Source organism: Alkalihalobacillus sp. TS-13, assembly GCF_019720915.1.
Lineage (GTDB): Bacteria > Bacillota > Bacilli > Bacillales > Fictibacillaceae > Pseudalkalibacillus.
In genome coordinates this window covers 1,388,309-1,414,689 of sequence record NZ_JAHKSI010000001.1, presented here as the reverse complement: position 1 = coordinate 1,414,689, position 26,381 = coordinate 1,388,309, and the positions used below count along the sequence as shown (strand labels likewise).

General features: G+C 41.2%; 29 protein-coding genes. 28 read left to right on the top strand and 1 reads right to left on the bottom strand.

Going from position 1 to position 26,381, the window contains the following annotated elements; translation table 11 throughout:
- Positions 1–509: 509 nt before the first annotated feature.
- From KOL94_RS07025 to KOL94_RS06915, 23 genes are all read left to right on the top strand, one after another.
- Positions 510–722, top strand: coding sequence for a DUF2768 domain-containing protein (locus KOL94_RS07025; protein WP_221565213.1), 213 nt, complete (start codon positions 510–512; stop codon positions 720–722).
- Positions 723–780: 58 nt separating this feature from the next.
- Positions 781–1,482 (top strand): hypothetical protein, encoded by a 702-nt coding sequence (locus tag KOL94_RS07020; RefSeq protein ID WP_221567615.1) that lies wholly within the window; start codon positions 781–783, stop codon positions 1,480–1,482.
- A 291-nt stretch (positions 1,483–1,773) separates the two neighbouring features.
- Positions 1,774–3,252: a stage IV sporulation protein A gene (spoIVA, locus tag KOL94_RS07015; protein WP_221565212.1), complete on the top strand. Its 1,479-nt coding sequence runs from the start codon at positions 1,774–1,776 to the stop codon at positions 3,250–3,252.
- An 874-nt stretch (positions 3,253–4,126) separates the two neighbouring features.
- Positions 4,127–4,399, top strand: coding sequence for an HU family DNA-binding protein (locus KOL94_RS07010; RefSeq protein ID WP_221565211.1), 273 nt, complete (start codon positions 4,127–4,129; stop codon positions 4,397–4,399).
- A gap of 113 nt (positions 4,400–4,512) precedes the next feature.
- Positions 4,513–5,070, top strand: a complete 558-nt coding sequence (gene folE, locus KOL94_RS07005; protein WP_221565209.1) for a GTP cyclohydrolase I FolE — start codon at positions 4,513–4,515, stop codon at positions 5,068–5,070.
- 16 nt (positions 5,071–5,086) lie between these two features.
- A complete protein-coding gene (mtrB, locus tag KOL94_RS07000; protein ID WP_221565207.1) occupies positions 5,087–5,311 on the top strand; it encodes a trp RNA-binding attenuation protein MtrB in 225 nt (74 codons plus the stop codon).
- A 257-nt stretch (positions 5,312–5,568) separates the two neighbouring features.
- Positions 5,569–6,384: a heptaprenyl diphosphate synthase component 1 gene (locus KOL94_RS06995; protein ID WP_221565205.1), complete on the top strand. Its 816-nt coding sequence runs from the start codon at positions 5,569–5,571 to the stop codon at positions 6,382–6,384.
- On the top strand, positions 6,368–7,120 hold the full coding sequence (gene menG / locus KOL94_RS06990) for a demethylmenaquinone methyltransferase (RefSeq protein ID WP_221565203.1): 753 nt from the start codon (positions 6,368–6,370) through the stop codon (positions 7,118–7,120). The genes KOL94_RS06995 and menG overlap by 17 nt, the downstream gene beginning before the upstream one ends.
- A 9-nt stretch (positions 7,121–7,129) precedes the next feature.
- Complete coding sequence (gene hepT / locus KOL94_RS06985) at positions 7,130–8,098, top strand: heptaprenyl diphosphate synthase component II (RefSeq protein ID WP_221565201.1); 969 nt, start codon at positions 7,130–7,132, stop codon at positions 8,096–8,098.
- A gap of 87 nt (positions 8,099–8,185) precedes the next feature.
- Positions 8,186–8,629, top strand: coding sequence for a nucleoside-diphosphate kinase (gene ndk, locus KOL94_RS06980; RefSeq protein WP_221565199.1), 444 nt, complete (start codon positions 8,186–8,188; stop codon positions 8,627–8,629).
- Between the two features lie 538 nt (positions 8,630–9,167).
- Positions 9,168–9,941 carry a CheR family methyltransferase gene (locus KOL94_RS06975; protein WP_221565197.1) on the top strand — a complete coding sequence of 258 codons (774 nt, stop codon included), beginning with the start codon at positions 9,168–9,170 and terminating at the stop codon, positions 9,939–9,941.
- Positions 9,942–10,025: 84 nt separating this feature from the next.
- Complete coding sequence (aroB, locus tag KOL94_RS06970; RefSeq protein ID WP_221565194.1) at positions 10,026–11,123, top strand: 3-dehydroquinate synthase; 1,098 nt, start codon at positions 10,026–10,028, stop codon at positions 11,121–11,123.
- A gap of 78 nt (positions 11,124–11,201) precedes the next feature.
- Positions 11,202–12,305, top strand: coding sequence for a histidinol-phosphate transaminase (gene hisC / locus KOL94_RS06965; protein ID WP_221565192.1), 1,104 nt, complete (start codon positions 11,202–11,204; stop codon positions 12,303–12,305).
- An 840-nt stretch (positions 12,306–13,145) separates the two neighbouring features.
- On the top strand, positions 13,146–14,054 hold the full coding sequence (locus KOL94_RS06960; protein WP_221565190.1) for a hypothetical protein: 909 nt from the start codon (positions 13,146–13,148) through the stop codon (positions 14,052–14,054).
- 18 nt (positions 14,055–14,072) lie between these two features.
- Positions 14,073–15,335 carry a tetratricopeptide repeat protein gene (locus tag KOL94_RS06955; protein ID WP_221565189.1) on the top strand — a complete coding sequence of 421 codons (1,263 nt, stop codon included), beginning with the start codon at positions 14,073–14,075 and terminating at the stop codon, positions 15,333–15,335.
- Positions 15,336–15,518: 183 nt separating this feature from the next.
- Positions 15,519–16,055: a ReoY family proteolytic degradation factor gene (locus KOL94_RS06950; protein ID WP_221565187.1), complete on the top strand. Its 537-nt coding sequence runs from the start codon at positions 15,519–15,521 to the stop codon at positions 16,053–16,055.
- A gap of 587 nt (positions 16,056–16,642) precedes the next feature.
- Positions 16,643–17,107 (top strand): YpiF family protein, encoded by a 465-nt coding sequence (locus KOL94_RS06945; protein WP_221565184.1) that lies wholly within the window; start codon positions 16,643–16,645, stop codon positions 17,105–17,107.
- 142 nt (positions 17,108–17,249) lie between these two features.
- A complete protein-coding gene (locus KOL94_RS06940; protein WP_221565182.1) occupies positions 17,250–17,747 on the top strand; it encodes a ubiquinol-cytochrome c reductase iron-sulfur subunit in 498 nt (165 codons plus the stop codon).
- Positions 17,748–17,762: 15 nt separating this feature from the next.
- Entirely contained in the window at positions 17,763–18,437 is a 675-nt protein-coding gene (gene qcrB, locus KOL94_RS06935; protein WP_221565180.1) for a menaquinol-cytochrome c reductase cytochrome b subunit, read from the top strand.
- A 29-nt stretch (positions 18,438–18,466) separates the two neighbouring features.
- Complete coding sequence (locus KOL94_RS06930) at positions 18,467–19,228, top strand: menaquinol-cytochrome c reductase cytochrome b/c subunit (protein WP_221565179.1); 762 nt, start codon at positions 18,467–18,469, stop codon at positions 19,226–19,228.
- 79 nt (positions 19,229–19,307) lie between these two features.
- Positions 19,308–19,904, top strand: coding sequence for a lipoprotein heptaprenylglyceryl N-acetyltransferase LhaT (gene lhaT, locus KOL94_RS06925; protein WP_221565178.1), 597 nt, complete (start codon positions 19,308–19,310; stop codon positions 19,902–19,904).
- Between the two features lie 124 nt (positions 19,905–20,028).
- Positions 20,029–20,841: a sporulation protein YpjB gene (gene ypjB, locus KOL94_RS06920; protein ID WP_221565177.1), complete on the top strand. Its 813-nt coding sequence runs from the start codon at positions 20,029–20,031 to the stop codon at positions 20,839–20,841.
- Positions 20,842–20,878: 37 nt separating this feature from the next.
- Positions 20,879–21,553 (top strand): zinc metallopeptidase, encoded by a 675-nt coding sequence (locus KOL94_RS06915; protein WP_221565176.1) that lies wholly within the window; start codon positions 20,879–20,881, stop codon positions 21,551–21,553.
- Positions 21,554–21,887: 334 nt separating this feature from the next.
- Here the strand turns inward: KOL94_RS06915 and KOL94_RS06910 are convergent, their stop codons facing one another.
- A complete protein-coding gene (locus tag KOL94_RS06910; protein WP_221565175.1) occupies positions 21,888–22,760 on the bottom strand; it encodes a YitT family protein in 873 nt (290 codons plus the stop codon).
- A gap of 203 nt (positions 22,761–22,963) precedes the next feature.
- Between KOL94_RS06910 and KOL94_RS06905 the strand changes: the two genes are divergently transcribed.
- Genes KOL94_RS06905 through bshA form a run of 5 tightly spaced genes read left to right on the top strand, consistent with a single transcriptional unit; the run spans position 22,964 to position 26,377 of the window.
- Entirely contained in the window at positions 22,964–23,302 is a 339-nt protein-coding gene (locus KOL94_RS06905) for a nucleotide pyrophosphohydrolase (protein ID WP_221565174.1), read from the top strand.
- Positions 23,299–24,105: a 4-hydroxy-tetrahydrodipicolinate reductase gene (gene dapB, locus KOL94_RS06900; RefSeq protein ID WP_221565173.1), complete on the top strand. Its 807-nt coding sequence runs from the start codon at positions 23,299–23,301 to the stop codon at positions 24,103–24,105. The genes KOL94_RS06905 and dapB overlap by 4 nt, the downstream gene beginning before the upstream one ends.
- A gap of 9 nt (positions 24,106–24,114) precedes the next feature.
- Positions 24,115–24,528 carry a methylglyoxal synthase gene (mgsA, locus tag KOL94_RS06895; protein WP_221565172.1) on the top strand — a complete coding sequence of 138 codons (414 nt, stop codon included), beginning with the start codon at positions 24,115–24,117 and terminating at the stop codon, positions 24,526–24,528.
- Entirely contained in the window at positions 24,525–25,229 is a 705-nt protein-coding gene (gene bshB1, locus KOL94_RS06890) for a bacillithiol biosynthesis deacetylase BshB1 (RefSeq protein ID WP_221565171.1), read from the top strand. Before mgsA ends, bshB1 begins: the two co-directional genes overlap by 4 nt.
- Positions 25,230–25,231: 2 nt before the next feature.
- Entirely contained in the window at positions 25,232–26,377 is a 1,146-nt protein-coding gene (gene bshA / locus KOL94_RS06885) for an N-acetyl-alpha-D-glucosaminyl L-malate synthase BshA (RefSeq protein WP_221565170.1), read from the top strand.
- The last annotated feature ends 4 nt before the right edge of the window (positions 26,378–26,381 follow it).

Below are 26,381 nucleotides of genomic sequence, written 5' to 3'. Positions count from 1 at the left end.
TTGCTGAAGAAAGGGGCGCCCTTTTCTTCAGCTTTTAATTTGTGCTTTTATTAAATACTGATTTCTAGGAAATTCACTCCCTTCCTAGCTCATTTGCACATGGATCTCAACACTTAGAGGCTTTCCTTATGCTGGCTTCGACGTTCACCACAAAATCTCGCCTGGCTCGCTTTTCCCGCAGGGGTGTCGCGAATTCCGCTTAAATATCGCTATTGAAGTGTGAGCGGATATCTCTTCGCATTAATAGCAGAAAATGTCGATAAACGTCAAATGTTGATAAAAACGTAAATATGTACATATATCAAGGGAAATGTTCAATAAAAGCTGGGAAATGTCCATAAAACAAAAAGAATGTTCAATATAAGAAGAAATATGTATATATAACTTTTCACTCTAGCTTTACGAAGTTACCCCCATATTTTGGACAATCCTTCGTATGTTCATCAGATTTACATTTGGACAAGGATGAGATTGTGCTATAATTATACCGGTATCAAGGAGGTATGGAAATGTCTGATGGTTTATTGAAAATGTGGATTGCACTCGGCGCGATTGGTTTGATGTTTTTCGCCGTCATTTCGATAACATGGAGTCGTACGAAACTAAGTGGAATCTTCAAATTCATCGTCACGTTATTCGCGTATGTTTGCATGGTCACTGCTGGCATTCTGATCCTGCTGGTCGTCTTCAGCGGTCCAGTACCCGGTATGATCATAAACTGATCTTGGACTAGCTTACATACCACAGCACAGTGAAATAGGTGATACAATGAAACTTTTAATCCGATTGATGTCAGTTATTCTGGTGTTCACTCTCCTTACCGGATGTCTTTATCCTGAAGAGAGGCTTGGACAAAATCGAGTTCCTTATGAAGATCAATTGAATAATGTTCAAAATGCGGTCATCGAATACCGAAAAGATAATGGCGTCCTACCCATCGCAAACCGTGATCAAGGTACGCCTATATATGTTAAATATCCTATTGATTTTGGGAAACTAGTTCCTCGTTACATGCAAGAGCCTCCAGGCAATTCTTATGAAAATGGAGGAGTCTATCAATATGTCCTTTTCGATGTTGAAAAGGATCCGAAGGTCAAACTTGTAGACCTTGAAACAGTGGAACAAGTGAAGGATTATAAAACGAAGTTGAGACTGTATATCCAAAAGCATAAATATCCACCATATGATAAAGTTCTCGCAAACGAAAGATATACTTTGAAACATAAAGAATTAGGTTATAAAGAACAACCGACAGTCAAAAGTCCATTTACAGGAAATCACCTTCCATTGATTGTCGATAATAAGAATAATGTCTATATTGATTATTCGATGGATCTCTATCAGGCTCTTGAAAAGAAGGAGCATAACTATAAGAAGGGTGATGACATCAGAGATATCCTTGTTGAAGATTCTCCATTCGTCCCTGCCTTTTCTGTTCCTTATACTGTTGAAGATGGTGAACCTGTTTTTTTACTAAAATAGGTATGTTCCCTCCTCTCTACCAATAAAGTGTAGAAAGGGAGGGATTTTTTTGTGCGTCAAAAATATCAAATGGTTCAACAGGAAGTATCATCGAGAACGGTGAGAGCAGCTGATGGCGAATATGAGTTCCTGCATGTTCTTCCTATAGGACTTTGTAAGAGATAAATTTTGATCTTTTGCAATGATATTTTTGAAAATAATGCAGAATCAGTCATATTCATTGGACAACATCCATAGACATATATTGTCTATAACTACCCAAACACTACTCTGGAATGGGGAGGGGAACTAATGGAAAAAGTAGATATCTTCAAAGATATCGCAGAACGGACTGGCGGCGATATTTATTTGGGTGTAGTGGGGGCTGTTCGAACCGGTAAATCGACTTTCATCAAAAAGTTCATGGAACTCGTCGTCCTGCCGAACATTGAGAGCGAAACAGATAAAGCACGTGCACAGGATGAACTGCCTCAAAGTGCAGCAGGTAAAACGATCATGACGACAGAGCCGAAATTCGTCCCGAACAATGCAGTGAAAATTGAAGTGGATGAAGGTCTGGAAGTGAACATACGATTAGTTGATAGCGTTGGTTATGCAGTTCCTAGCGCAAAAGGTTACGAGGACGAAAATGGCCCTAGAATGATCCATACACCATGGTATGAGGAACCGATCCCGTTTCATGAAGCAGCAGAGATCGGGACGAGGAAAGTCATCCAGGAACACTCGACACTAGGTGTGGTCGTGACGACCGACGGATCCATCGGTGAGATTCCACGCTATGATTATGTTGAATCCGAGCATAGAATCGTCGAAGAGCTGAAAGAAGTCGGAAAGCCATTCATCATGGTTATCAATTCGGTTCATCCACATCACCCGGAAACGGAAAAGTTGAGAAGGCAGTTAGCTGAAGAACATGATATTCCAGTACTTTCATTAAGTGTCGAGAGTATGACCGAACATGATATAAACAATGTATTAAGAGAAGTCCTTTATGAATTCCCGGTACTCGAGGTCAATGTCAACCTTCCTAGCTGGGTCATGGTGTTGAACAATGAGCACTGGTTAAGACACAGCTATGAAGAGTCTGTTCGCGAAACAGTGAAAGATATCAAACGATTACGTGATGTCGATCGAGTTGTCGGTAATTTTACTGATTTTGAATTCATTGATGAAGCACGACTCGCAGGTATCGAGATGGGGCAAGGGATTGCAGAAATCGATCTATATGCTCCAGATGACTTGTACGATCAAATCTTGAAAGACGTGGTAGGGGTCGAAATCAGAGGTAAGGATCACCTCCTCCAACTGATGCAGGAATTCGCCCATGCAAAGTCTGAATACGATCAAATCTCAGATGCCCTACGTATGGTGAAACAGACAGGGTATGGCATTGCAGCACCGGCATTGTCTGATATGAGTTTAGATGAACCGGAAATCATCCGCCAGGGCTCCAGGTTCGGTGTTCGATTGAAAGCTGTCGCACCATCGATTCATATGATCAAAGTCGATGTAGAATCAGAATTCGCACCGATCATCGGAACAGAAAAACAAAGTGAAGAACTGGTTCGGTACTTGATGCAAGATTTTGAAGATGATCCTTTATCAATCTGGAACTCAGATATATTCGGCCGATCACTTAATTCGATTGTAAGAGAAGGTATTCAGGCAAAAATCTCGTTGATGCCAGAAAACGCCAGATACAAATTGAAAGAAACCTTAGAGAGAATCATTAACGAAGGTTCAGGCGGTCTGATTGCGATCATCTTATAATAAAAAAGACTCCAATAAGAGGAGTCTTTTTTATTTGCTCTGGATTATGAAAAATACATTACATCAATATTGGATATTTTGAAATTTGCGCAACACCTGCGGGAAAAGCGAACCAGTCGAGATCCCGCACTAAAAGGATCTTCGACTATAATAATGAACTTCGACCAAATACCACCACGTCCTGTGGTGAACGTCGAAGTCAGCATAAGGAACGCTTCTAAGAATTCTCATCGCAGACACGAAAATGATTTCATTTTTGTGTTGACATCCTGTGCAAGTGAGGAGGCTTGCGGAAGTAGGCAAATGCAAGGAAGTGATGTCTAGCTCAGCGACCAGTCACACTTCCTGCGGCGGTCGACACATTGATTGACATCCTTATGAGTCGGCCCGCGCAGAACCAAGTCTTTGTTTGGTTCGAGCCCCCTCGTCAGTTTTCCAGTGACCTACGTGCCTTAGCGGGTCGCTTCCGCTTTTCTTTATCCCGCGGATAGGGAGTGAATTTCCTAGAAATCAACAATAAAAACTGACCTACTATCTGTGAAAGAGGTGGTATCGACAGAAAAGGATCCGCTTTCATAGAAAATCTTTGTACAACAACCAGATGAATGTTATCATTTTATAACACGTTGATATGGAGCGTTGTCAGCCCTTTTCCATTGTCTTTTTACGAATATGACCACATCGACATGTAAAAATGTTTAAAATTTACAGACATTTATACAAATATCTAGAAAAAATATTGAATTCCTAAACATTTTCGTTTAATATAAGGCATGTCAACGTATTCACGCTGTTAGTTCTTTGAATAATTGGTTATAATGACTAAAAATCGATTAACGAAAAATCAATAACCATTTGAGAGGAGGTGAGTCGTGTGAACAAGACAGATCTTATCAATTCAGTATCTGAGCAAACCCAACTTTCTAAGAAAGACGTTTCTAAAACAGTTGATGCTGTATTTGGAGCGATTGAAGAATCATTAAAAGGCGGGGACAAGGTTCAACTCATCGGTTTCGGTAACTTCGAAGTACGTGAGCGTGCTGCTCGTAAAGGCCGTAACCCGCAAACAGGAGATGAAATTGAAATCCCTGCTAGCAAGGTACCTGCATTCAAACCAGGTAAAGCCCTTAAAGACGCTGTAAAGTAATCGTACATAGGGCGTGAAAGGAGAGTCGATTCCATCGGCTCTTCTTTTTTGCTTATTAAGAGGCTATTATGCTATTATCTGTTTGATACTGTATTGAATGAAGGAGATTAGAAATGGATCACGAAAAAATAGAAACAGCTGTTAAGATGATACTTGAAGCGATAGGTGAAGACCCTGAACGTGAGGGGCTATTAGATACACCTAAACGGGTTGCAAGAATGTATGAAGAAGTTTTTCAAGGATTGAATCAAGATCCTGCTGAACATTTCAAAACGGTTTTTGGTGAAGACCATGAGGAATTGGTATTAGTGAAGGATATCCCGTTTTACTCGATGTGTGAACACCATCTTGTACCTTTCTTTGGTAAAGCGCATGTCGCCTATATTCCGAAGGGCGGAAAAGTGACCGGGCTCAGTAAATTGGCGAGAGCTGTCGAAGCGGTAACCAGACGCCCACAGCTTCAAGAAAGAATTACCTCTACGATTGCAGATTCTTTATTGAATTCACTTTACCCTTATGGAGTGATGGTTGTGATTGAAGCTGAACATATGTGCATGACAATGCGGGGCGTTAAGAAGCCAGGTTCGCAAACGATTACTTCCGCAGTACGAGGAATTTTCGAAAAAGACCAAGCTGCCCGTGCTGAAGTGATGGGCTTGATCAAGTCATAAACGAGGAGGAAGTACTATGGCCACATCAGAGAACGAATTTTTCGTGATCAAGGCAAAAGAGAACGGTGTTAACGTAATTGGTTTAACGCGAGGTTCGGATACACGTTTCCACCATTCAGAAAAGCTCGATAAGGATGAAGTGATGATTGCACAATTCACTGAGCATACTTCTGCCGTAAAAGTAAGAGGGAAAGCTGTCATTCAGACAAGACATGGCGAGATGCATACAGATCAAGACTGATTTTCGGTTGTTAACGATAGCGTTGAGTGTCAGTGTTCATTTGTTCAAAACACCGACACTCAGTCAGCCATTGGTAAAACATAATTCAGTGCCCCTTAACCATCAAATCTTAAAAGACGACCGCATGATATGAGGGGTTTTATGATATAATAAGCAGTACCAAGTTGGTTGATTTCATACATACTGTAAATACAAGACGATTTCTTGAATCCGTTTTGTTCTTCATAGATTCATGAAATGGTGGGGGCAAAAAATCAATGAATAACAACGACATAGGTCGGAAGATTTCGGATCTGCTACTACAAATAAACCAAAAATTACAACATCCTTATCTTATGCGTTTCATCGAGCAACCTGTCATAGATGAGGACAAGCTTCTCCTTACATATATCATGCTCAAGGAAAAAGAGTTGAGTGATGTAGAACTGGAATACTTTGCTGTTTCAACCATGCTTGTCCAGGTCGCATTGGATACACACGAGAAGATTTCCTCACACGATCTGACGGAGGATCATGAGAGGAAAAAACGGCAATTGACGGTTTTAGCAGGGGATTACTATAGTAGTCTGTACTATTATCTATTATCTGAAATAAAAGATTTAACGATGATCCGGACCCTTGCTCAAGCGATTCAAGAAATCAATGAAAATAAAATGCAATACTATAAAAACGAGAATCAATCTATCGAAAATTCAATGGAAAACATCCATCGGATCGAATCCTCACTATTGTTGAAAACTGCAGATCACTTCCACCTTCCATTATGGAAAGGCATAGCTGACGAATTTACGTTCATGAAACGGATGCTAGTGGAAAGAAAGAGCATACAGAACAACACATATACTCCATTAGTCGCGAAAATCATGAAACAATTGAACCGTTCAAAAGGAGGCTGGCTATCTTTGAAGAATCAAATTCTCGAAGTGGTCGATGCTTATATCCTGCATTCGAAGATTCGTTTGGAAAAATTGTGGGCTGAAGAACCTGTCATGAGTTCAATGTTAGAAAAACGAATCGAACAATACATCGAGCAATCAGGTTTCAGGATGAAGAAATATGCAGAAGAAGGGTGATCAAGTGCAGCAAGAGACGAAAGAACAGCGTGTGCACCAAGTATTTGAATCTATTTCGAATCATTACGACAAAATGAACTCGATCATCAGCTTCCAGCGACATGTCGCGTGGCGTCGTGATACCATGAAACGTATGGATGTACAAAAGGGTTCAACTACATTGGACGTCTGCTGTGGAACAGGCGATTGGACGATTGCCATGGCGAAGGCGATCGGTCCAAAAGGAAAAGCTATCGGACTGGATTTCAGTAAAAATATGTTGTCTGTAGGTGAAGAGAAGGTAAAAGATGAAGGTTTAGCCAATATTCAGCTGCAACACGGGAATGCCATGGAACTGCCCTACGATGATAACGGATTTGACTATGTGACCATCGGTTTCGGCTTGAGGAATGTACCTGATCTTAATCAGGTGTTGAAGGAAATGCACCGCGTCGTCAAACCTGGCGGCAAAGTCGTTTGCCTTGAGACTTCGCAACCGACTATACCAGTATTCCGACAGCTCTATTATGGCTATTTCCGTTATCTCATGCCAGCATTGGGGCGTATTTTTGCAAAAAGCTATCAACAATATTCTTGGCTGCAAGAATCAGCTAAAGACTTTCCGGGGAGAAAGGAATTAGCTGTACTCTTCGAAGAGGCTGGTTTCGTGAACGTGGAAGTCATTCCATATTCAGGTGGCGTAGCAGCAACCCATATTGGTTATAAACCCGTTGCACCACAAGAACGTCAGGGTTAAGGTGAAGTTATGAAATTAACAACAATCTATTCTCATTTGCGTAATGACCTCTCAACAATTGAAAATGACCTGGAAAAGACCATTGAAGCACAACATTCGATTCTTCAAGATGCATCGATTCAATTATTGAAAGCAGGGGGAAAAAGGATCCGCCCTGTTTTTGTGTTGTTGTCTGCCCAGTTTGGTAAATACGATGTGGATCGCGTGAAAAAAGCGGCTGTAGCGTTAGAACTCATCCATATGGCTTCTCTTGTCCACGATGATGTCATTGATGATGCATCATTACGACGTGGAAAATCCACTATCAAAGCCCAGTATGATAACCGTGTAGCGATGTATACAGGTGATTATATCTTTGCTAGGTCTTTAGAGTATATTACTTATTTGAATAACCTGGAGGCGCATAAGGTTTTATCCGGAGCAATCATGGAAATGTGCCTGGGAGAGATTGAACAAATCAAGGAACAATATGAACTCAATCAGAATTTGCGGGATTATTTTAGAAGAATCAAGCGTAAGACCGCATTATTGATCTCTGTCAGTTGTGAATTGGGGGCTCTTGCAGGAGATGCCGATCCTCATGTCCAGAGACAGCTTAAACAGTTCGGTTATTATGTCGGGATGGCCTTCCAGATTACGGATGACATCTTGGATTTCACTTCTACGGAGAAACAGCTCGGTAAACCTGCAGGAGGCGACCTTCAACAAGGAAACATCACTTTGCCTGTATTTTTTGCAATGAAGGATCCTGCTTTCAAAGAGAGACTGGAAAACGTGTTTGAAAATCAACCAATACCACAAAGTTTGATAGAAGGATTGATCAGAGAAATCAAGGATATGGGGGCGATTGCAGAATCGAAGGAAATTTCCGATCGTTATTTGAAAAAAGCCTTCCTTGCTCTAGAAAAGCTTCCAGATAACCGTGCCAAGCGGTCTCTGAAACAAATCTCTGAATATATCGGCCGCAGAAACTATTAAAAGTTGTGAAAACGCTTAAAATTTGATAAAATCATTTCGGACAACCAAGGACGTCCGAAAATCATACATAAGTAAGGGGTAAAAATAATGGAAAAGACTTTTTTGATGGTAAAGCCTGACGGCGTTCAACGTAACCTTATCGGAGAAATCGTAAGCCGATTCGAGAAAAAAGGATATAAATTGGCTGGTGCAAAGCTGATGCAGATTTCTGATGAATTAGCCCAGAATCACTACGGTGAGCATAAAGAACGTCCATTTTTCGGTGAGCTTGTAGATTTCATCACTTCCGGACCAGTTTTTGCAATGGTTTGGGAAGGTGAAAACGTAATCGCGTCAGCTCGCAACATGATGGGAAAAACAAATCCATCTGATGCTGCTCCTGGCACAATCCGCGGTGATTATGCTGTCCAAGTAGGTCAGAATATCATCCACGGTTCTGACTCTCCTGAAAGTGCCGAGAGAGAAATCAACTTGTTCTTCAAAGATGAAGAATTGGTGAACTACGACAAGTCAATTGCTAAGTGGGTATAAGCAACACTGTGAACCAGCCGAATACAATCGGCTGGTTTTTTTGTAGGCTTTTACCCATCATTGATTTCTACGAAATCCACTCCATTTCCGCGGGCAAACGAAAAGCGGAAGCGACCCGATTAGTCGGTGTAGGCCACTGGAAAACTGACGAGGAGGCTCGAACCAAACAAAGACTTGGTTCTGAGTGGGCTTACTCATAAGAATGTTTGATCAATGTGTCGACCGCCGCAGGAAGTTTGAAGTGATCCAAATTATAGTCGAAGTTCATTACTATAGTCGAAGATCCTTTTAGTTCGGGGTCTCGTTTGGCTAGTTTTTCCCGCAGGAGTGTCGCGAATTTCGCTTAAAATCAATAATTAAATTTAATTGTGCCCAGTATCTATTGAAATTCTCTGTAAGATGACTGCAAAACAGCGTTTTATAACCACATAATCAAAATATATCGAATTCCATTTTTCTTTTTGTCTCATTCTTTCATAAATAATTAGCTTGTTAACCGATATATATAGTAGAAAACACAAATGAGGAGAAGAAAAAAATGGATCAGGATTATTCACAGTTTTCAACACAAATCAAGCAGGTGACGGGAATTGATTTAAATCTTTATAAAGAGGCGCAAATGAAACGCCGACTTATCGCTCTAAGGGAAAAGAAGGGCTATGACACATTCTCTGATTTTTATGATGCAATGGAAAGGGATAACATACTGCTCAAGGAATTCCTGGATAGGATGACAATCAACGTTTCAGAGTTTTTCAGAAATCCATCAAGATGGAAAGTGCTTCAAAAAGAATGGATCCCTGCATTGAAAAATGGGAAAGATTACTTGAATGTGTGGAGTGCAGCATGTTCTACTGGAGAAGAACCCTATACTCTTGCTATGATATTAAGAGAGAGTATTCCTTCTGAGAAATTTTCAATCCTCGCTACCGATATTGATGAATTAGCGATAAAGCGGGCAAAGCTTGGTTATTATCTCGAAAAAAGCCTGAAGGATGTACCTGAAAAAATGAAGAAGGAATATTTCGAAAAAGATGGAATTGGTTTTAAGGTAAGTGATGTACTGAAAGAAAAAATTCATTACGAAAAACATAACATGCTTGCCGATCCATTCAAGTCTAATTTCGACCTTATCGTTTGCCGGAATGTCATGATTTATTTTACTGAGGATGCAAAAAAGCAGCTCTACGCGAAGTTCAGTCAAGCTTTAAGTCCTGGAGGTATTTTGTTTGTTGGAAGCACCGAACAGATTTTTAATCCGAATCAATTTGGACTTGAATCCGTTGCAACATTTTTCTATAGGAAAAAGTGAATGGATGGACACAGGATCGATTCTGTAGGGCTAGCTAAAAAACGGAATACTTGGATTATTTGATTCAGTCAGAGGAGTTTTAAATTGGAAACCATTGAAGTAAGAACGGATAACGAACAATACCCTGTTTTTATCGGACAAGGGATGATTTCAAATTTAAATAATATTATCAAGGAATCTGTCCCAGAGTGCAGCAGCATTTTAATTATTTCTGATAGTAATGTTGCACCGCTTTATCTCGAACTAGTCAAGAAGGAACTAGAAGATCATCAGGTGAATGAATGGGTCATCCCTGCAGGTGAATCAAGTAAATCTTTGCGGGAGTATGAAAAGGGCATTACCTACGCATTGCGTTGTCAATTGGATCGTAAATCTCTGATCATAGCCCTTGGAGGCGGAGTTGTCGGAGACCTTGCTGGTTTCATAGCTGCCACATATCTTCGTGGTATCAGGTTCATCCAAATCCCAACAACACTGCTAGCTCATGACAGTAGTGTAGGGGGAAAGGTGGGTATCAATCATTCCTTAGGTAAAAATCTGATCGGAGCCTTCCATCAACCCGAAGCAGTCCTGTTCGATATCGATTTCCTTAAAACATTGCCTGCCAGGGAATGGCGATCCGGATTTGCCGAGATTGTAAAGATGGGGCTTATTAGAGATGCAAGATTCTATGAATATCTATCATCTAATGTTGAGACTCTTCCCGTAAAAGAAGACATACTGGAAAAAGTCATCAAACGCGCCATTGAACTGAAGGCAGAAATCGTACGGTTGGATGAGCGTGAAGCTGGAATACGAGCATATTTGAACCTCGGGCACACACTCGGTCATGCTATCGAAGCTGAAAGCAGGTATCAAAGCATTTCGCATGGAGAAGCTGTCATGATCGGGATGCTTTATGCAATCAAGTTGAGTGAAAAGCGATTGGACCGTTCGATCGTCTCTGCAAAATTTTATGACTGGATCAGCCAATTAGGATACGCGAATTGGCATCCTACCTTGAACCGGCCGAGGTTATTGCTCGAGAGAATAAAGCAAGACAAGAAAAATAGCAGACAACAAATCTGGATGGTCTTACTGGAGGAATGTGGTGTAGCGACCCTCGAAAAGGTAGAGGATCAATTTATACTTGAGCAATTGGATACTTTCAAGTCTTGGGTAAAATCAAACGGTACGAGATGAGGGTGTACACACCAGACAAGGAACAACTGAAATTTTCGAAGCAATCTACTTAATATGATTTGGGACAGGGGTGTTTGTATGAAAGCGAAACAGCAGATTTTATCATTGAAAGCCTATCAACCAGGTAAACCTATTGAAGAGGTCAAAAGGGAACTCGGATTGACATCAGTGACGAAACTCGCATCGAATGAAAATCCGTTTGGCTGTGCACCAGCTGTAAAAGATGCCGTAATGGATGAGTTGAATAGTGTATCAATCTATCCGGATGGATATGCAGCAGAAATAAGATTCAAGCTAGCCGACTATTTGAATGTAAAACCGCAACAAATTCTATTCGGAAATGGTTCAGATGAAGTGGTCGAGATGTTTTGCCGTACATATTTATCGCCTGGATCAAACACCGTCATGGCTTCACCGACCTTTCCGCAATACAAACACAATTCGGTGATAGAAGGTGCTGAGATCATAGAAATACCTCTTACAAAGGATGGAAAGCACGATCTTGATAGAATGTATGAAGCGATCGATAGGAATACGAAGATCGTCTGGATATGCAGTCCAAATAATCCAACAGGGACGTATGTCACGGAAAAAGAACTCGTATCATTCCTGGAAAAGGTACCGCCTGATGTCATTGTAGCTTGTGATGAAGCTTACCAGGAATACGTTGTCGCGGACGACTATCCCGATACATTGGCGCTTCAACGTGATTATCCTAATTTGATCCTATTCCGGACTTTTTCCAAAGCATTCGGATTAGCTTCTTTACGTATCGGATATGGTGTGGCGCATGAGGATCTGATTAAAGTCGTTGATCCGGTCCGTGAACCCTTCAATACTTCTCGCGTTGCACAAAGAGCAGCAATCACGGCGCTGGATAATTTGGATTTCATTAAGATGTGTAGTGAGCGGAACCGTGAAGGAATGAAAATGTATGAGGATTTTTGTAATAAATATGATTTGGACTATTTCCCATCACAAGGGAACTTCATCCTGATCGATTTTAAAACGAAACAGGGAGATGAAGTGTTCAATTATCTGTTGAAGAACGGTTATATCGTCCGTTCAGGAAATGCTTTAGGTTTTCCTACAAGTGTACGTATTACGGTGGGAAGTACTGAACAGAACGAAGGGATTATACAATGTCTATCCAATTGGCTGGACAGTGATTCGAACGGGTGATTTTATCAGAAAAGATACAATTATATAAATTTTCAAAAAATATATTGATTTTTCAATATAGCTTGTTATAATAATTGTAGTATGGTTTCTCTCCACTCCTATCCATATAATAATGGACTATTGATCCAGTTACCTTGCAGGTCTTCTGCATGTTAACTGGACTTTTTTTTATTTGTTAGGCTATGTTAAAGGATTTTGTTGATTTTTAATCGAAATTTGCGACACTCCTGCGGGAAAAGCGAGCCAGGCAAGACCCACACTAAAAGGATCTTTCGACTATAATAATGAACTTCGACTAAATACCACCACGTCCTATGGTGAACGTCGAAGTCAGTACATCCAGTACAAGTACGTCCTATGGTGAACGTCGAAGCCAGCAGAAGGAAAGCTTCTAAGAATTCTCATCGCAGACACGAAAATGGTTCCATTTTTGTGTTGAGATCCTGTGCAAGTGAGGAGGTTTGCGGAAGTGAGTTAATACAGTGAAGTGATTTCTAGCTCAGCGACCAGTCACTTGGATCACTTCAAACTTCCTGCGGCGGTTGACACATTGATTAAACATCCTTATGAGTAAGCCCACTCAGAACCAAGTCTTTGTTTGGTTCGAGCCTCCTCGTCCGTTTTCCAGTGGCCTACACCGACTAATCGGGTCGCTTCCGCTTTTCGTTTGCCCGCGGAAGGGGAAGTGAATTTCGTAGAAATCAACAATCTAAACTAACAGAACCTTTTATTAAAATTGCCCATACGGATAGCTTTGAAGCAAAAAAGTTCTGAAACTTGGCCTCACCTCATAGCCTGTCTATAACACCGTTGTTCTATTTGAGGAGGGGACCGTAGGGTATGGAATATATTTTAGAAAATGTCTGGACGACTGATAAAGATCCTCGGCAAAAACATGTGCATATCAAAAATAACGTCGTGTGTTACGTTTCAGAAAGACCTCTTAAAATGAAGTGTTTAACTGTAAATTCTGCTGGATTGAATGTGATCCCTGGGCATATTCTTAGACAATTTGAAATCAACGAAATTAATGAGGAAACATTGCTCACGCAGTGTGAAGAACTTGTTCTTCAGGGATGTACCGCTATTGTCACCGCTTTTCCGTTGAAATACACAAAAGAATTCGTCCCTCGTTTAGAAGATTTCAGAAAACAACTCGCTATCTTTCCCATCGACTACGTAATTGGTCTTCAGATGCCTATGACTCGTATTTCCCCTTCACTGATCAGAACCTGCCAGAAACACAAAATCCCTTTCATCAATGCAATTGTAGAACAAGAGGAAGATTTGGAGACTGTCATTTGGGAATGGATCAGGAATGTGAACTTTCCATACACGATCCCAATCGTTGCTGATTGGTCGCAACTTCCAGTGCATGAAAAAAGATTAGTCCAATTGAAAGAGAAGTGGAACAGAATCTGTAAAGAGAAGTCGATCTGTACAATAGATGCCTTCCCTGATGAAGGTGAACGCTTTACAAAAGAACAACTACAAGGACTTGGGATCTATCCTAAAAAGGGTTCATGGGTATCCGGCTGTGATGTGGATTATCTGATTTATAAAGAAAACATTTCGGTTGATGAGGAACAAATACTCAAGTATGATGGAAGTAATAATCCAGATATTGTTGTACAAAATGGAAAGGTCATCAAAGCGGGAAATGAAATCCACCTTGAACAAGGTGCTGGAAGAGAGTTGAGAATCATCCGTCCAGGTATCTTCCGTGCGATGTCCAACGACTTGTTATAGAAAGAAAGGATGTCCATCATGCCCAGTGTGCAGGAAGCTATTGAGAGTATAGACCGGGGAGAGATTGAAAAGGGACTCGGTTTATTGAAAAACGTACGAGAAAACGCTGATCATGATACGTTGCTAGAGATTGCACAACTATACAGCGAACTTGGATTCATGGAAGAAGCAATCGATGTCACAGAGGAATTGATTGCATTTTATCCGGATTTAGATGAGTTGAAATTATTTGCAGCCGAACTATATATGGAAATAGAACGGGAAGAAGAAGCACTCCAGCAGCTTTCAACCATCACACCTGATCATGATGGATATCTTGAAGCTCTCGTGCTTTCCGCTGATTTATATGAAAGACAAGGACTTACTGAAGTGGCAGAACAAAAATTGTTGACTGCTAAACGAATTGCTCCAAATGAACCGGTTATTACTTTCGGACTTGGGGAATTTTATTTGCATCAAGGGAATTTTAATAGAAGTAGGATTTATTATGAAGAATTGCTCAAATCCGGACATGAACATTTCAATCAGACTCCTGTCTTATTACGGATGGCAGAATCTTTGACAGGGTCCGGTCAATTTGAGGAAGCCTTGAAATATTACGAAAAAGGACTTCAGGATGAGTCAAACCCGGATGATTGGTTCGGGTATGCATTGACAGCAAGCAGGATCGGTGAATACCAGAAGACAATACAAGCCCTCAATCACTTGAAGGAATTGGATCCACAATATACGACGTTATACCCGGCATTGGCACAGGCGTATGAGGAGGAGGGGGCATTAAAGGAAGCGATGGATGTTAGCCTTGAAGGGATCCGGTGGGATGAATTCAATGAGGAATTATACCTTCAGGCTGGAAAACTGGCCTTCCGCTTGAATGATCAGGAAAATGGGATTGAGCTGCTGAAGAACACGTTAAGTCTGAATCCATCTAACATGAAAGCGACTTCTGTTCTGATGGAACAATACTTGCAGGATGAAATGTTCGAAGCTCTTATAGACCTGGCAGTTGAGATTGAACGTTACGGTGACCTTTCACCTGATGCGAACTGGAAAACAGCAGTTGCGTATAGGGAACTAGAAGATGATGAAAACGCATTGGAAAAGTATGAAGAGGCATATACTGAGCTTAAAGAACAGCCTGAATTCCTAGAGGATTATGGATGGTATTCCCTTGAAATCGGTCAGCGAGACAAGGCAAAGATCTTATTCACAAAAGCGATGGAAATCGATCCAGACCGTTTCCACTTGGAAGAAGAAATCAACAGGCTAAAGGATTTGTGAAAATTTTGGTGCCCTTTCCATCACAGGAAATTCTTAAAATCACACAAAAATTTCACAATAAAGAAGGAATTGAATGTTTAGAGATAGAACATAGTAAGTAATCATCAAATGAATCATGTGAATTTGTTGAGCTGTAGGAAATTGTAAGATCTCGAATGACATGGGAATGATGGAGGGATTGCAATGAGCAGCACCGTTACCGTCCTAGAAAAAAAGGATTTTCTAAAATGGTTTCTAAACCACTATCAACTGAAAAAGCGTGAATGTGTATGGTTGCTGAACTATTTGGTAAGTGATGAAGCGCTGATGGAAAATGTCCATTTCGTGGAGAACGCAGAATACTGTCCGAAGGCAATCATCATGTCCACTAACTGTGTAGACGGTGTACCATTCAGGTTCTATAAACAGAATATCCTGACTACGGACGCAGAAAAATCGTTTCATGATATCCGTTTGAATCAGGACGAGGACGTTTATATCGAATTGAAGTTCAAAGGAGCATACCGTACCCCGCAATACGTAGCTGTACTAGAGGAAAACCCCCATATTCCAGAGAACATGGTACCAGATAAGAAGTATGGATTATGGGCAGAAATGATCCTTGATCAATCATTCAGCCATTTCCGTAAGAAATCGTTACAATCGCAAATCGATGAGGCGCTTGATCGGAAGGATTACGATTCCTTTGAACGGTTGACTAAAGAACTTAATAAGCTATGATGATCAGAATTTTGAGATTATGTAGCTGCTCGCCATAATGAACAAACCCTTTCAAAGAGAGAAAGAGGGTTTGTTTTTTTTGAGTATTAGGACTGTTTTGCTTGGGCCCTTTTAGTAAAAATTGTTGTTTTTTGAATTCGTCGGAAATATACTCGCTTTCCGCGGGCAAACGAAAAGCGGAAGCGACCCGATTAGTCATGTAGGTCACTGGAAAACTGACGAGGAGGCTCGAACCAAACAAAGACTTGGTTCTGCGTGGGCTTCCTCATAAGAATGTTTAATCAATGTGTCGACCGCCGCAGGAAGTTGAAGTGATCCAAGTGACTGGTCTCTGAGCTAGACATCACTTCACTGCATTAACTTACTTCCGAAAACCTCCTCACTTGCATAGGATGTCTCAAAACGAGATGAAAAGCCCAAAATAACACTTCATACGGACAAAACAGTGCTGAAAAACGAGATACAAGTTCACGAGCTTAAACACAGTCAGCTTTATCCTTTGGATGAATTGTTCAACCTTAATCTTTTCTTAACCCAATTGCTAATGGTAAACTGAGGGGGAATGCACTTGAAGAAGGATGTGAACGATGATGAAATGGTGCTCAAAGGATCTGGACATGTACTTACAAGCTTCAGAGTATGTAGACACAGCAATCGTACCGTTGATTCCGATTACATGGGGATCACAAATGAAGAATCATATACTCAAAGGTGAATTTCCTTTGATCTTATCTGAGGAAATCGAGCGACAATTGAAGGGGCGTGTATTCCTTTTTCCTGCTGTTACATATTTGGTTGGCGAGTCTGATACAGATGTTCTAAAGCGGATTACTGTCCTTACTGATGAACTTGAAAATGGAGGAATGCCATACCCCGTGTTCATCACGTCGGACGCAAGGTGGACAGGAATGGAAGAGTTCGGAGATCGTCTGGTCAATATTCCGCCCGTGCCATTAGAACATATGGATGAAGAATATCAGAGGGAAATCGTTTCTGAACAAGTCAAGCATATTCTACAAATTGTCACAAAAAAGTGGCAAAACACATTTTAAAGCGAATAGATTGATTGAAATGGACAATCATATTATTGACGAGGTTGTTAAGTTACGCTATCATGTTAATGTCCTAGTAATATATGTGTAATATAATCAATTGTCCGGTTGGACTTAGTCTACTGCGTAAGGGGGGAAACCAATGGCCAACAAAGATGAAGTCTCCAGACGACAATTTTTGAACTATACCTTAACCGGTGTTGGTGGATTCATGGCTGCGGGCATGCTCTTACCGATGGTACGGTTTGCGATCGATCCTGTCTTGAAACAAGGGGCGGGCCAAGATATGGTAGCTGTTGTCGAAGAGAGTGAAATTACTGAAGAACCGCAAAGATTTACGTTTAAAGTTAACCAAAAAGATGGCTGGTATGAATCAGAAGTCACACAAGCTGCCTGGGTGTTCAAAGACAAGAATGGTGACATCGTTGCATTATCACCAATCTGTAAGCACCTTGGCTGTACAGTAGACTGGGGGACAGACCCTTCTCATCCAAACCAATTCTATTGTCCTTGTCACGGAGGACGGTATACGAAGGATGGCACGAACGTGAAAGGTACGCCACCGCTTGCACCACTTGATGTGTATCAGAAAGAGGTCAAGGATGGAAAGATTTATTTAGGTCAAGCAGAACCACAGTAGAAAGGGGCGTAATTGATGTTACAAAAAATGTATGACTGGGTAGATGAACGTCTTGATATTACGCCTATGTGGCGAGATATTGCAGACCATGAAGTGCCTGAGCATGTCAACCCTGCTCACCATTTCTCAGCGTTCGTTTACTGTTTCGGCGGATTGACGTTTTTCATCACGGTAATCCAAATTCTTTCTGGAATGTTTTTGACGATGTATTATGTTCCGGACATAATCAATGCCTATGAATCCGTTCATTATCTGCAAAATGAAGTCGCATTCGGTGTTATTGTCCGTGGAATGCACCACTGGGGTGCTAGTCTAGTAATCGTAATGATGTTTCTACATACTTTACGTGTTTTCTTCCAGGGTGCGTACAAAAAACCTCGTGAATTGAACTGGGTAGTCGGAGTATTGATTTTCGGAGTCATGCTTGGACTCGGTTTCACAGGTTATCTGTTACCTTGGGACATGAAAGCGCTTTTCGCAACGAAGGTTGGTCTTGAAATCGCGGTGACCGTTCCTGTAATTGGACCTGCATTGAAAACATTGTTAGCAGGTGATGCTACGATCATCGGAGCACAGACATTGACGCGATTCTTCGCAATCCATGTATTTTTCTTGCCTGGTGCTCTTCTTGGCCTGATGGGGGCGCACTTTATCATGATTCGAAAGCAAGGAATTTCTGGACCACTGTAAAAGATGCGATAGGATAAGGAGGGAGAAAGATGCATCGTGGCAAAGGTATGAAGTTTGTCGGGGATTCCCGAATCCCTGCAGAACGTAAGCCTAACATTCCAAAGGATTACTCCGAGTATCCTGGGAAAACGGAAGCGTTCTGGCCAAACTTCCTTTTAAAAGAATGGATGGTCGGATCCGTATTCTTGATTGGCTATCTCATCCTGACAGTCGTTCACGAATCACCGCTTGAGCGTAAAGCGGATCCAACGGATGCGAGTTACATTCCGTTACCAGACTGGTATTTCTTATTTTTATACCAATTATTGAAATATAAATATGCAGCAGGGGATTACACACTGATCGGAACGGTCATCATGCCAGGCTTGGCATTTGGCGCCCTATTGCTTGCACCATGGTTGGATCGTGGACCGGAGCGTCGTCCGAAGAAACGACCTGTAGCGACTACTATGATGCTATTGGCATTGATTTCAATCGTCTTTCTGACTTGGGAATCAGTTGTCAACCATGACTGGGAAAAAGCTGAAGAACAGGGTAAACCGGTTGAAGTGGAAATTGATAAGGAAGCTGAGGGTTATAAAATTTATCAGGAACAAACCTGTATAGGTTGTCATGGTAATAATCTTCAGGGTGGAAGCGGACCATCACTGATCGGAACTGGAATGAAACCAGAACAAATCGCTGATATTGCGAAAAATGGTGTAGGAAGCATGCCGGCTGATCAATTCCAAGGTTCGGATAAAGAGCTACAAGAACTAGCAAAGTTTATTTCTGAACTTGAAAACGAATAACAACCAACACTAAGCTGACTTGAAAAAGTCAGCTTTTTTAACACCATATTAAAGATACATAATGTTAAGGAGATCGACCATGAACACTATCTTAATGCAATTGCGTCATCGTTCCATCCTATGGATGCTGCTAATCATCAATATTTTAGGGACGATATACGGGTATATATGGTATGCTGAACAATTGAAAATGACTCCGTGGTACTTTCTGCCGTTTGTCCCAGATAGTCCGACTGCGAGCCTTTTTTTCGTTTTTGTGCTGATTGCCTTCTTATTGGGAAGGAACTGGCCATTAATAGAAGCACTAGCGGCAATCACTCTATTCAAGTATGGCATTTGGGCAGTTGCGATGAATTTTGTTGGAGGATACGTCAGTGGGTCTTTGACCTGGGTGAATTTCATGTTGATTTTCTCACACCTTGGTATGGCAATTGAAGGGCTGTTGTATTCACCATTTTATAAGATCAAAAGGTGGCACATATATGTTGCCGCGGTTTGGGTCATACATAATGAAATGATAGATTATCTCTTTGATATGGAGCCTGCATACTCTGTGCTGGATATGTATACCACCCAAATCGGTTACTATACATTCTGGCTTAGCATCCTGTCTATCACGATCGTCTATCAATTGACGATACGGTCTAGTTCTACTTCTCGTTTAAAAATAGATTAGCGTTCTACTCTTGTCCCATTCTTCATAAGATGAACTATAAAGAAGAGATGGTGTTTTATCAGAACATCATCTCCCCTTGTACAAAGTATGAGGAGCTAGTTTCTTTAGAGGAGGGACAAGTTTTATGAGAGGGGTATTGGTTGCGCTAATTATCATGTTACTCATTCAATTACCTACAACGATATTCGCTGCTGAAGACGGAAGTGATCATTGGAAAAAGCTGAGTGACTTATCTTATAAAGCACTTCAATTGACTAAAGCCGAAAAATACGCCGATGCCAAAGAGGTTTTGCGTTACTTTGAAGATGAATACCTCAGTTTATCGGATCAACAAAAGAAATTGTCGATGCATAACTTAAGGGTTTTTTCCACGAGCTATGAGGAATCCGTCAAGGTTTTGAATAAAGTCTCAGGAACGCACGAAGAACGGGTGGATGCATTGGTCCAGTTGCATCTGTTGGTAGATGCAGTCTACTCTACTCACCAGCCGCTTTGGAAATCGACAAAAAATGAATTGATGCGCCCGCTGGAACAAATGAAAGATGCGGCCGCCAATCAAGAACTTCAAAGCTTTTACGCTTATTTCAATCAATTTTTATCAGAGTACGGTAAAATCCATGCGGCGTTAAGCGTCGACTTGCCGCCTGAGCTATTGAACCGTATCGATTCATATATCACTTACTTGGATGAAAATAGAGCATTGATCGTAACGACCGACCATCAAATCCAACAGATCCATGTCATTGAAGCGGGATTGATCGATGCTTTTGAATCGACGAAAGAAGATAGTGCTGATCCTTCGATTCTTTGGCTCATCTTTATCGTCGGCGGAGGAATTATTTCTACATTATTTTATGTGGGTTGGAGAAAATATTCAGGAGAAAAGAAAGAATACCAAACGTTTTCAAAAGAGAAAGAATATAACCGGTTCCGTTAGGATATGTAATAAAAAATGACTAGAGGTGGGACCTGCCATGTTTTTATTATACTTTCTGATTTTGCTTGCGATACCTCTATGGGCACAATTCAGAGTGAAAAAAGTATACAGCAAATATTCGAAGCTTCCTTCTGCATATGGAATGTCTGGAGCTGAGGTGGCTCGGAAAATCCTCAATGATAACGGTCTTTTTGATGTAGAAGTAGAACCAGTAAGAGGGAAGTTGTCAGACCATTATGATCCCAGGTCAAAAGTGGTAAGGCTTTCAGAGGATAATTATTATGGCCACTCGATCGCTGGAACAGCAGTTGCAGCCCATGAGGTTGGGCACGCCATCCAGCACGCCAACAATTATGCACCTTTAAGAGTCCGCCATGCTTTGGTACCTGTTGCGTCAATCGGATCAAACCTATCTTATTTCCTGATCCTGATCGGTATTTTAATGAACGCTGCAAATTTGATACTCCCAGGAATTTTACTGATGGCAGGAGCTGTCCTTTTCCAACTTGTGACGTTGCCGGTTGAATTCAATGCAAGCAATCGTGCTATGGACCAGATTGTACATTTAGGTGTAATCCGTAATGAAGAAGAACGGCAAGCCAAGAAGGTACTGAACGTAGCAGCATTGACTTATGTTGCATCTGCATTAGTCGCTTTGTTAGAACTCGCGCGATTTGTATTCATCTTTCTAGGGATGAACCAATCTGACTGATCGCAAATGAAATTCGTTTGATGGGCATCGTCTGTCAGCGAATTTTTTTACTTTTTTTTATTAAATAATACTGTTGATTTCTGACCAAAATTCACCACACTCTGCGGAAACAACGAGCCAGTCGGGACTCCGCACTTTTTAAAGGATCTTCGAGTATAATATTGAACGTCGCCTAAATACCACCACGTCCTGCGCCTGCTGTTACTAAGCGCAAAACTAGAAGGAATGAAAATAAATCTGTGGTCTTGTAGTGAATTCCGCAAAAATTCAACAATAAGTATAACAGAGTCTATCTTTAAAAAAGGATTGCGCTGACGCGCAATCCCTTTTTAAATCAATCATGTAGTGGATTTTTGTTTTCATCCAGCGTGAATCCTTCGCCAAGCACATCATGGACATCATTTACTGCAACAAATGCATGCGGATCGATTTGCTGGATGAGGTTACGTAATCGGAAAATTTCATTACGTGCAATGACACAATATAGGACTTCTTTTTGTTGTCCGGTAAATGTCCCTTTTCCATTTAATACTGTCGCTCCCCGATCGAGTTCTTGAATGATACGGTTGGCAATTTCCGCATTCTTTTCTGAAATGATCATGGCAGCCTTTGCAGCATACGCCCCTTCCTGGATAAAATCGATGACTCTCGCTCCTACGAATACAGCCACAAGTGTGTACATCGCTTCCTTATAATTTAAATAGGTAATCGTTGCGGATAAGATGACGAGAGCGTCAAATAGGAACATTGTCTTTCCGAAACTCCATCCAATGTATTTGTTGACGAGTCGGGCGATGATGTCTACCCCGCCAGTGGTACCACCATAACGGAAAATGATACCTAATCCAACACCGATGAACACACCCGCAAACAGGGCAGCCAATGTCAGATCTTCATGCAACGGAAACGATAACCTGAAATGATATTGGAAAATCCATAAAAACAAAGAAACGGCCACTGTCCCGATGATCGTATAAATGAATGAATTTCTTCCTAGTAACCTCCAGCCGATCAAGAATAATGGAACGTTCAATACGAGGTTGGAAATTGCGGGATCGATGGCAAATAGGTTGTAAAGGATAAGTGTAATCCCTGTAAATCCACCTTCTGCAAGGTTGTTCTCAATATTAAAATGAATGATGCCAAAACTGAAAATTGCTGAACCAAGCAAGATGAATAATACGTTTTTAATCTTGATCTTCAGCATAGGCAGCCTCCTTTCACAATTCATGTTGTTTGATGTAAAGGTTTGGAAATACTAACTATGATTAGATTTTTTCATATACATTGAAAAAAACAGCAATTTCAACTTTTATAATTGCTCCTTAATCAATCTATCCATGTCTTAATCATTTGTCAAACGGTTTCGATTTAGCTAACATGAAGAGTAGTATGAAATGAGGTGTAGATATGGATGAACGTACGATGAAAGAGATGCAGAAGGCAGTAGATGACTATATAGGACAATTTAAAGAAGGCTACTTCAGCCCGTTAGCGATGTTAGCAAGGATGACTGAGGAATTAGGGGAACTTTCACGCGAAGTTAACCATCATTATGGTGAAAAGCCGAAGAAATCCACTGAACGCGAACAAACGATTGAAGAAGAATTAGGAGACCTTTTATTCGTCATCATTTGCTTTGCAAACTCGTTACATATTGATTTAGATGAAGCACTCCATATCGTCATGGAAAAATTCAATACAAGAGATAAAGATCGTTGGACAAGAATCGAGGAGGCAGGAGAATGAGTCAGGAAAATATCCGCATTATCATTGCAGGACCAAGAGGCAAGATGGGAAAAGAAGCCGTGAAAATGGTGAATGGAACAACCCACTTTACATTGGTGGCTGTAGTCGATACAAAAAATGCTGGGAAAACATTAAATGAATTAGAGGATCAACCTAATCTGGACATCCCAGTCTATGATGATATTTCAACATGTATCAATGAAATGGAAGCAGATGTACTGATCGATCTGACGAAACCTGAGTCAGGAAAAAAACACTTGGAAGCGGCTCTAGAGAACGGAATACGACCAGTCATCGGCACGACAGGATTTACCGATGAAGAAATTCAGAAGTTCACTAAAGTGGCAGAAGAGAAAGAGTTAGGTGCAGTTATTGCGCCGAACTTTGCTGTAGGAGCGATCTTGATGATGAAATTCGCCCAAATGGCTGCTAAATACATGCCGGATATTGAAATTATAGAAAAGCATCATGATCAAAAGCTCGATGCACCATCTGGAACAGCGGTGAAAACGGCACAAATGATCAACGAAGTAAGGGAGTCGAAAGTACAAGGACATCCTGATGAAAAAGAAGATATGGAAGGTGCTAGAGGCGCGGAAGATGATGGATTAAGAATCCATAGTGTGCGTTTGCCTGGTTTAGTGGCACATCAAGAAGTTTTATTAGGCACAACTGGACAAACACTTTCCATCAAACATGATACGATCGACAGAAGCGCGTTCATGCCAGGTGTGAAAATGGCAGTCGAAACAGTGATGAAACTCGATGTTCTAGTCTATGGCCTTGAAAACTTGATGGAATAGAGGAAGATTATGAATATTGCACTGATTGCTCATGATGAAAAGAAGCAGGATATGGTCAATTTTACAGTCGCTTACCAGCCTGTTTTGAAAAAACATAACCTATTTGCTACTGGAACCACTGGGATGAAAATCGCAGAAGCGACAGGATTGGATGTACACCGTTTCAGGTCCGGCCCTCTCGGTGGGGATCAACAGATCGGAGCGATGATTGCAGATGATAAAATGGATCTTATCATCTTTTTCAAGGATCCATTGACAGCCCAGCCGCATGAACCAGATATTGCTGCGCTTATACGGCTTTGTGATGTCTATCAGATTCCCTTAGCTTCGAATATGGCTAGTGCGGAATTGTTCATCCATGCACTAAGACGTGGTGATTTCGATTGGCGGAAAGTGATTCATGAACGGGAGGATAGATCATGACAGGAGACCTCGATATCCTGGCGTTTGGTGCACACCCCGATGATGTTGAAATTGGTATGGCGGGGACATTGATTCTTCATGCGCAAAAAGGATACAAGACTGGCATATGTGATCTAACGTTGGCTGAACTTTCTTCGAACGGTAATGTAGTGATTCGTCAGAGAGAAGCTGCGAAGGCTGCTAAAGTGATGGGGCTGCAAGGACGTCTCAACCTGGAGCTTCCGGATCGGGGCTTACGCTTGACTGAATCATACATCCAAAAAATCGCACAAGTTATAAGAAAATATAAACCTAGTATCGTTTTTCTGCCTCATCCAGTGGACCGTCATCCTGATCACGGGAATTGCAGCCGATTAGTCGAAGAAGCTGTTTTTTCAGCTGGTATACGCAAGTATCAGGTTGAGGGAGAGTTGCCAGCACACCGAGTTGGTAAAGTGTATTATTATTTCATCAACGGTTATGAGCATCCACATTTCACTGTCGATATCTCGGAAGTTTCTGATAAGAAAAAGGAAAGTTTGAAAGCGTATAAAAGTCAATTCATTGCAAGCGATGAAGGTGTAGAAACCCCGTTGAACAACGGCTACATCGAAGCTGTGGAAGCACGTGATACACTTTTCGGTAAAGAAGCAGGTGTTAAGTGTGCAGAAGGATTTTCCTCAAAACGTCCGCTTGTGATCGATGATTTGTTAGGAGATTGAATATGAAAAAACTGAAAATCGGCATTACTTGCTATCCGACAATTGGAGGGTCAGGTGTTGTCGCAACAGAGCTTGGAAAGATGCTTGCTAAGGAAGGACACGATATCCATTTCATCACTTCAAGCATTCCGTTCCGGCTTGAAAAATTTTATCATAACATCCACTTTCATGAGGTTGAAGTCAATCAATACTCGGTCTTCCGATATCCACCGTACGATTTGACACTTGCTAGTAAAATGGCTGAAATTGCTGAACGTGAAAACCTTGATCTGCTGCATGTCCATTACGCTGTCCCTCATGCAATCTGCGCTTATCTTGCCAAGCAGATGGTCGGAGAGAACCTTAAGATCGTTACGACATTGCATGGTACAGACATAACGGTTTTAGGATATGATCCAAGTTTAAGTGAGTTGATCCGATTCGGAATTGAAAAATCCGATTCAGTAACAGCAGTATCAAAAAGTCTCATCGAACAAACAAAGGTTCTTTTCGGCACAGAAAAAGAAATCGATTGTGTGTACAATTTCATTGATGAAGAAATATATCAACGAAAGCATAATCCAGAGCTCCGCAGCAAATACGGAATCGAACAAGATGAAAAGGTCCTGATCCACGTTTCAAATTTCAGATCAGTCAAGCGAGTCCCAGATGTTGTGAGAACTTTTCATAAGGTTCGGCAAAAGCATCCTGCTAAACTTTTGTTGATCGGGGATGGACCAGAATTGACAGTTGCTTGCAGATTATCGAAAGAACTCGGCCTTCAAGAGGATGTCCTCATTTTAGGAAAACAGGAGAACATTGCAGAATTGTTCTCGATCAGTGATGTCAAACTTCTTTTATCGGAAAAAGAAAGCTTTGGATTGGTTCTCTTGGAAGCGATGGCTTGTGGTGTTCCGGTAATCGGCACGAATATCGGTGGGATACCTGAAGTGATCGATGAGGGCAGGACAGGTTACATATGTGAAGTAGGAAATATCGAGCAGATAGCTGCTAGGACATTGGAAATCCTTCAGGATGAAGAACTTCATCGGGAAATGTCCTTAAACGCAGTGGAACATGTTCAAAATCACTTCCATTCGAAAATGATTTTGAATGATTATCTGGAAGTTTATGCAAAAACGCTCGGCCTGAAGTCTGTCCGGGTATAGGAGA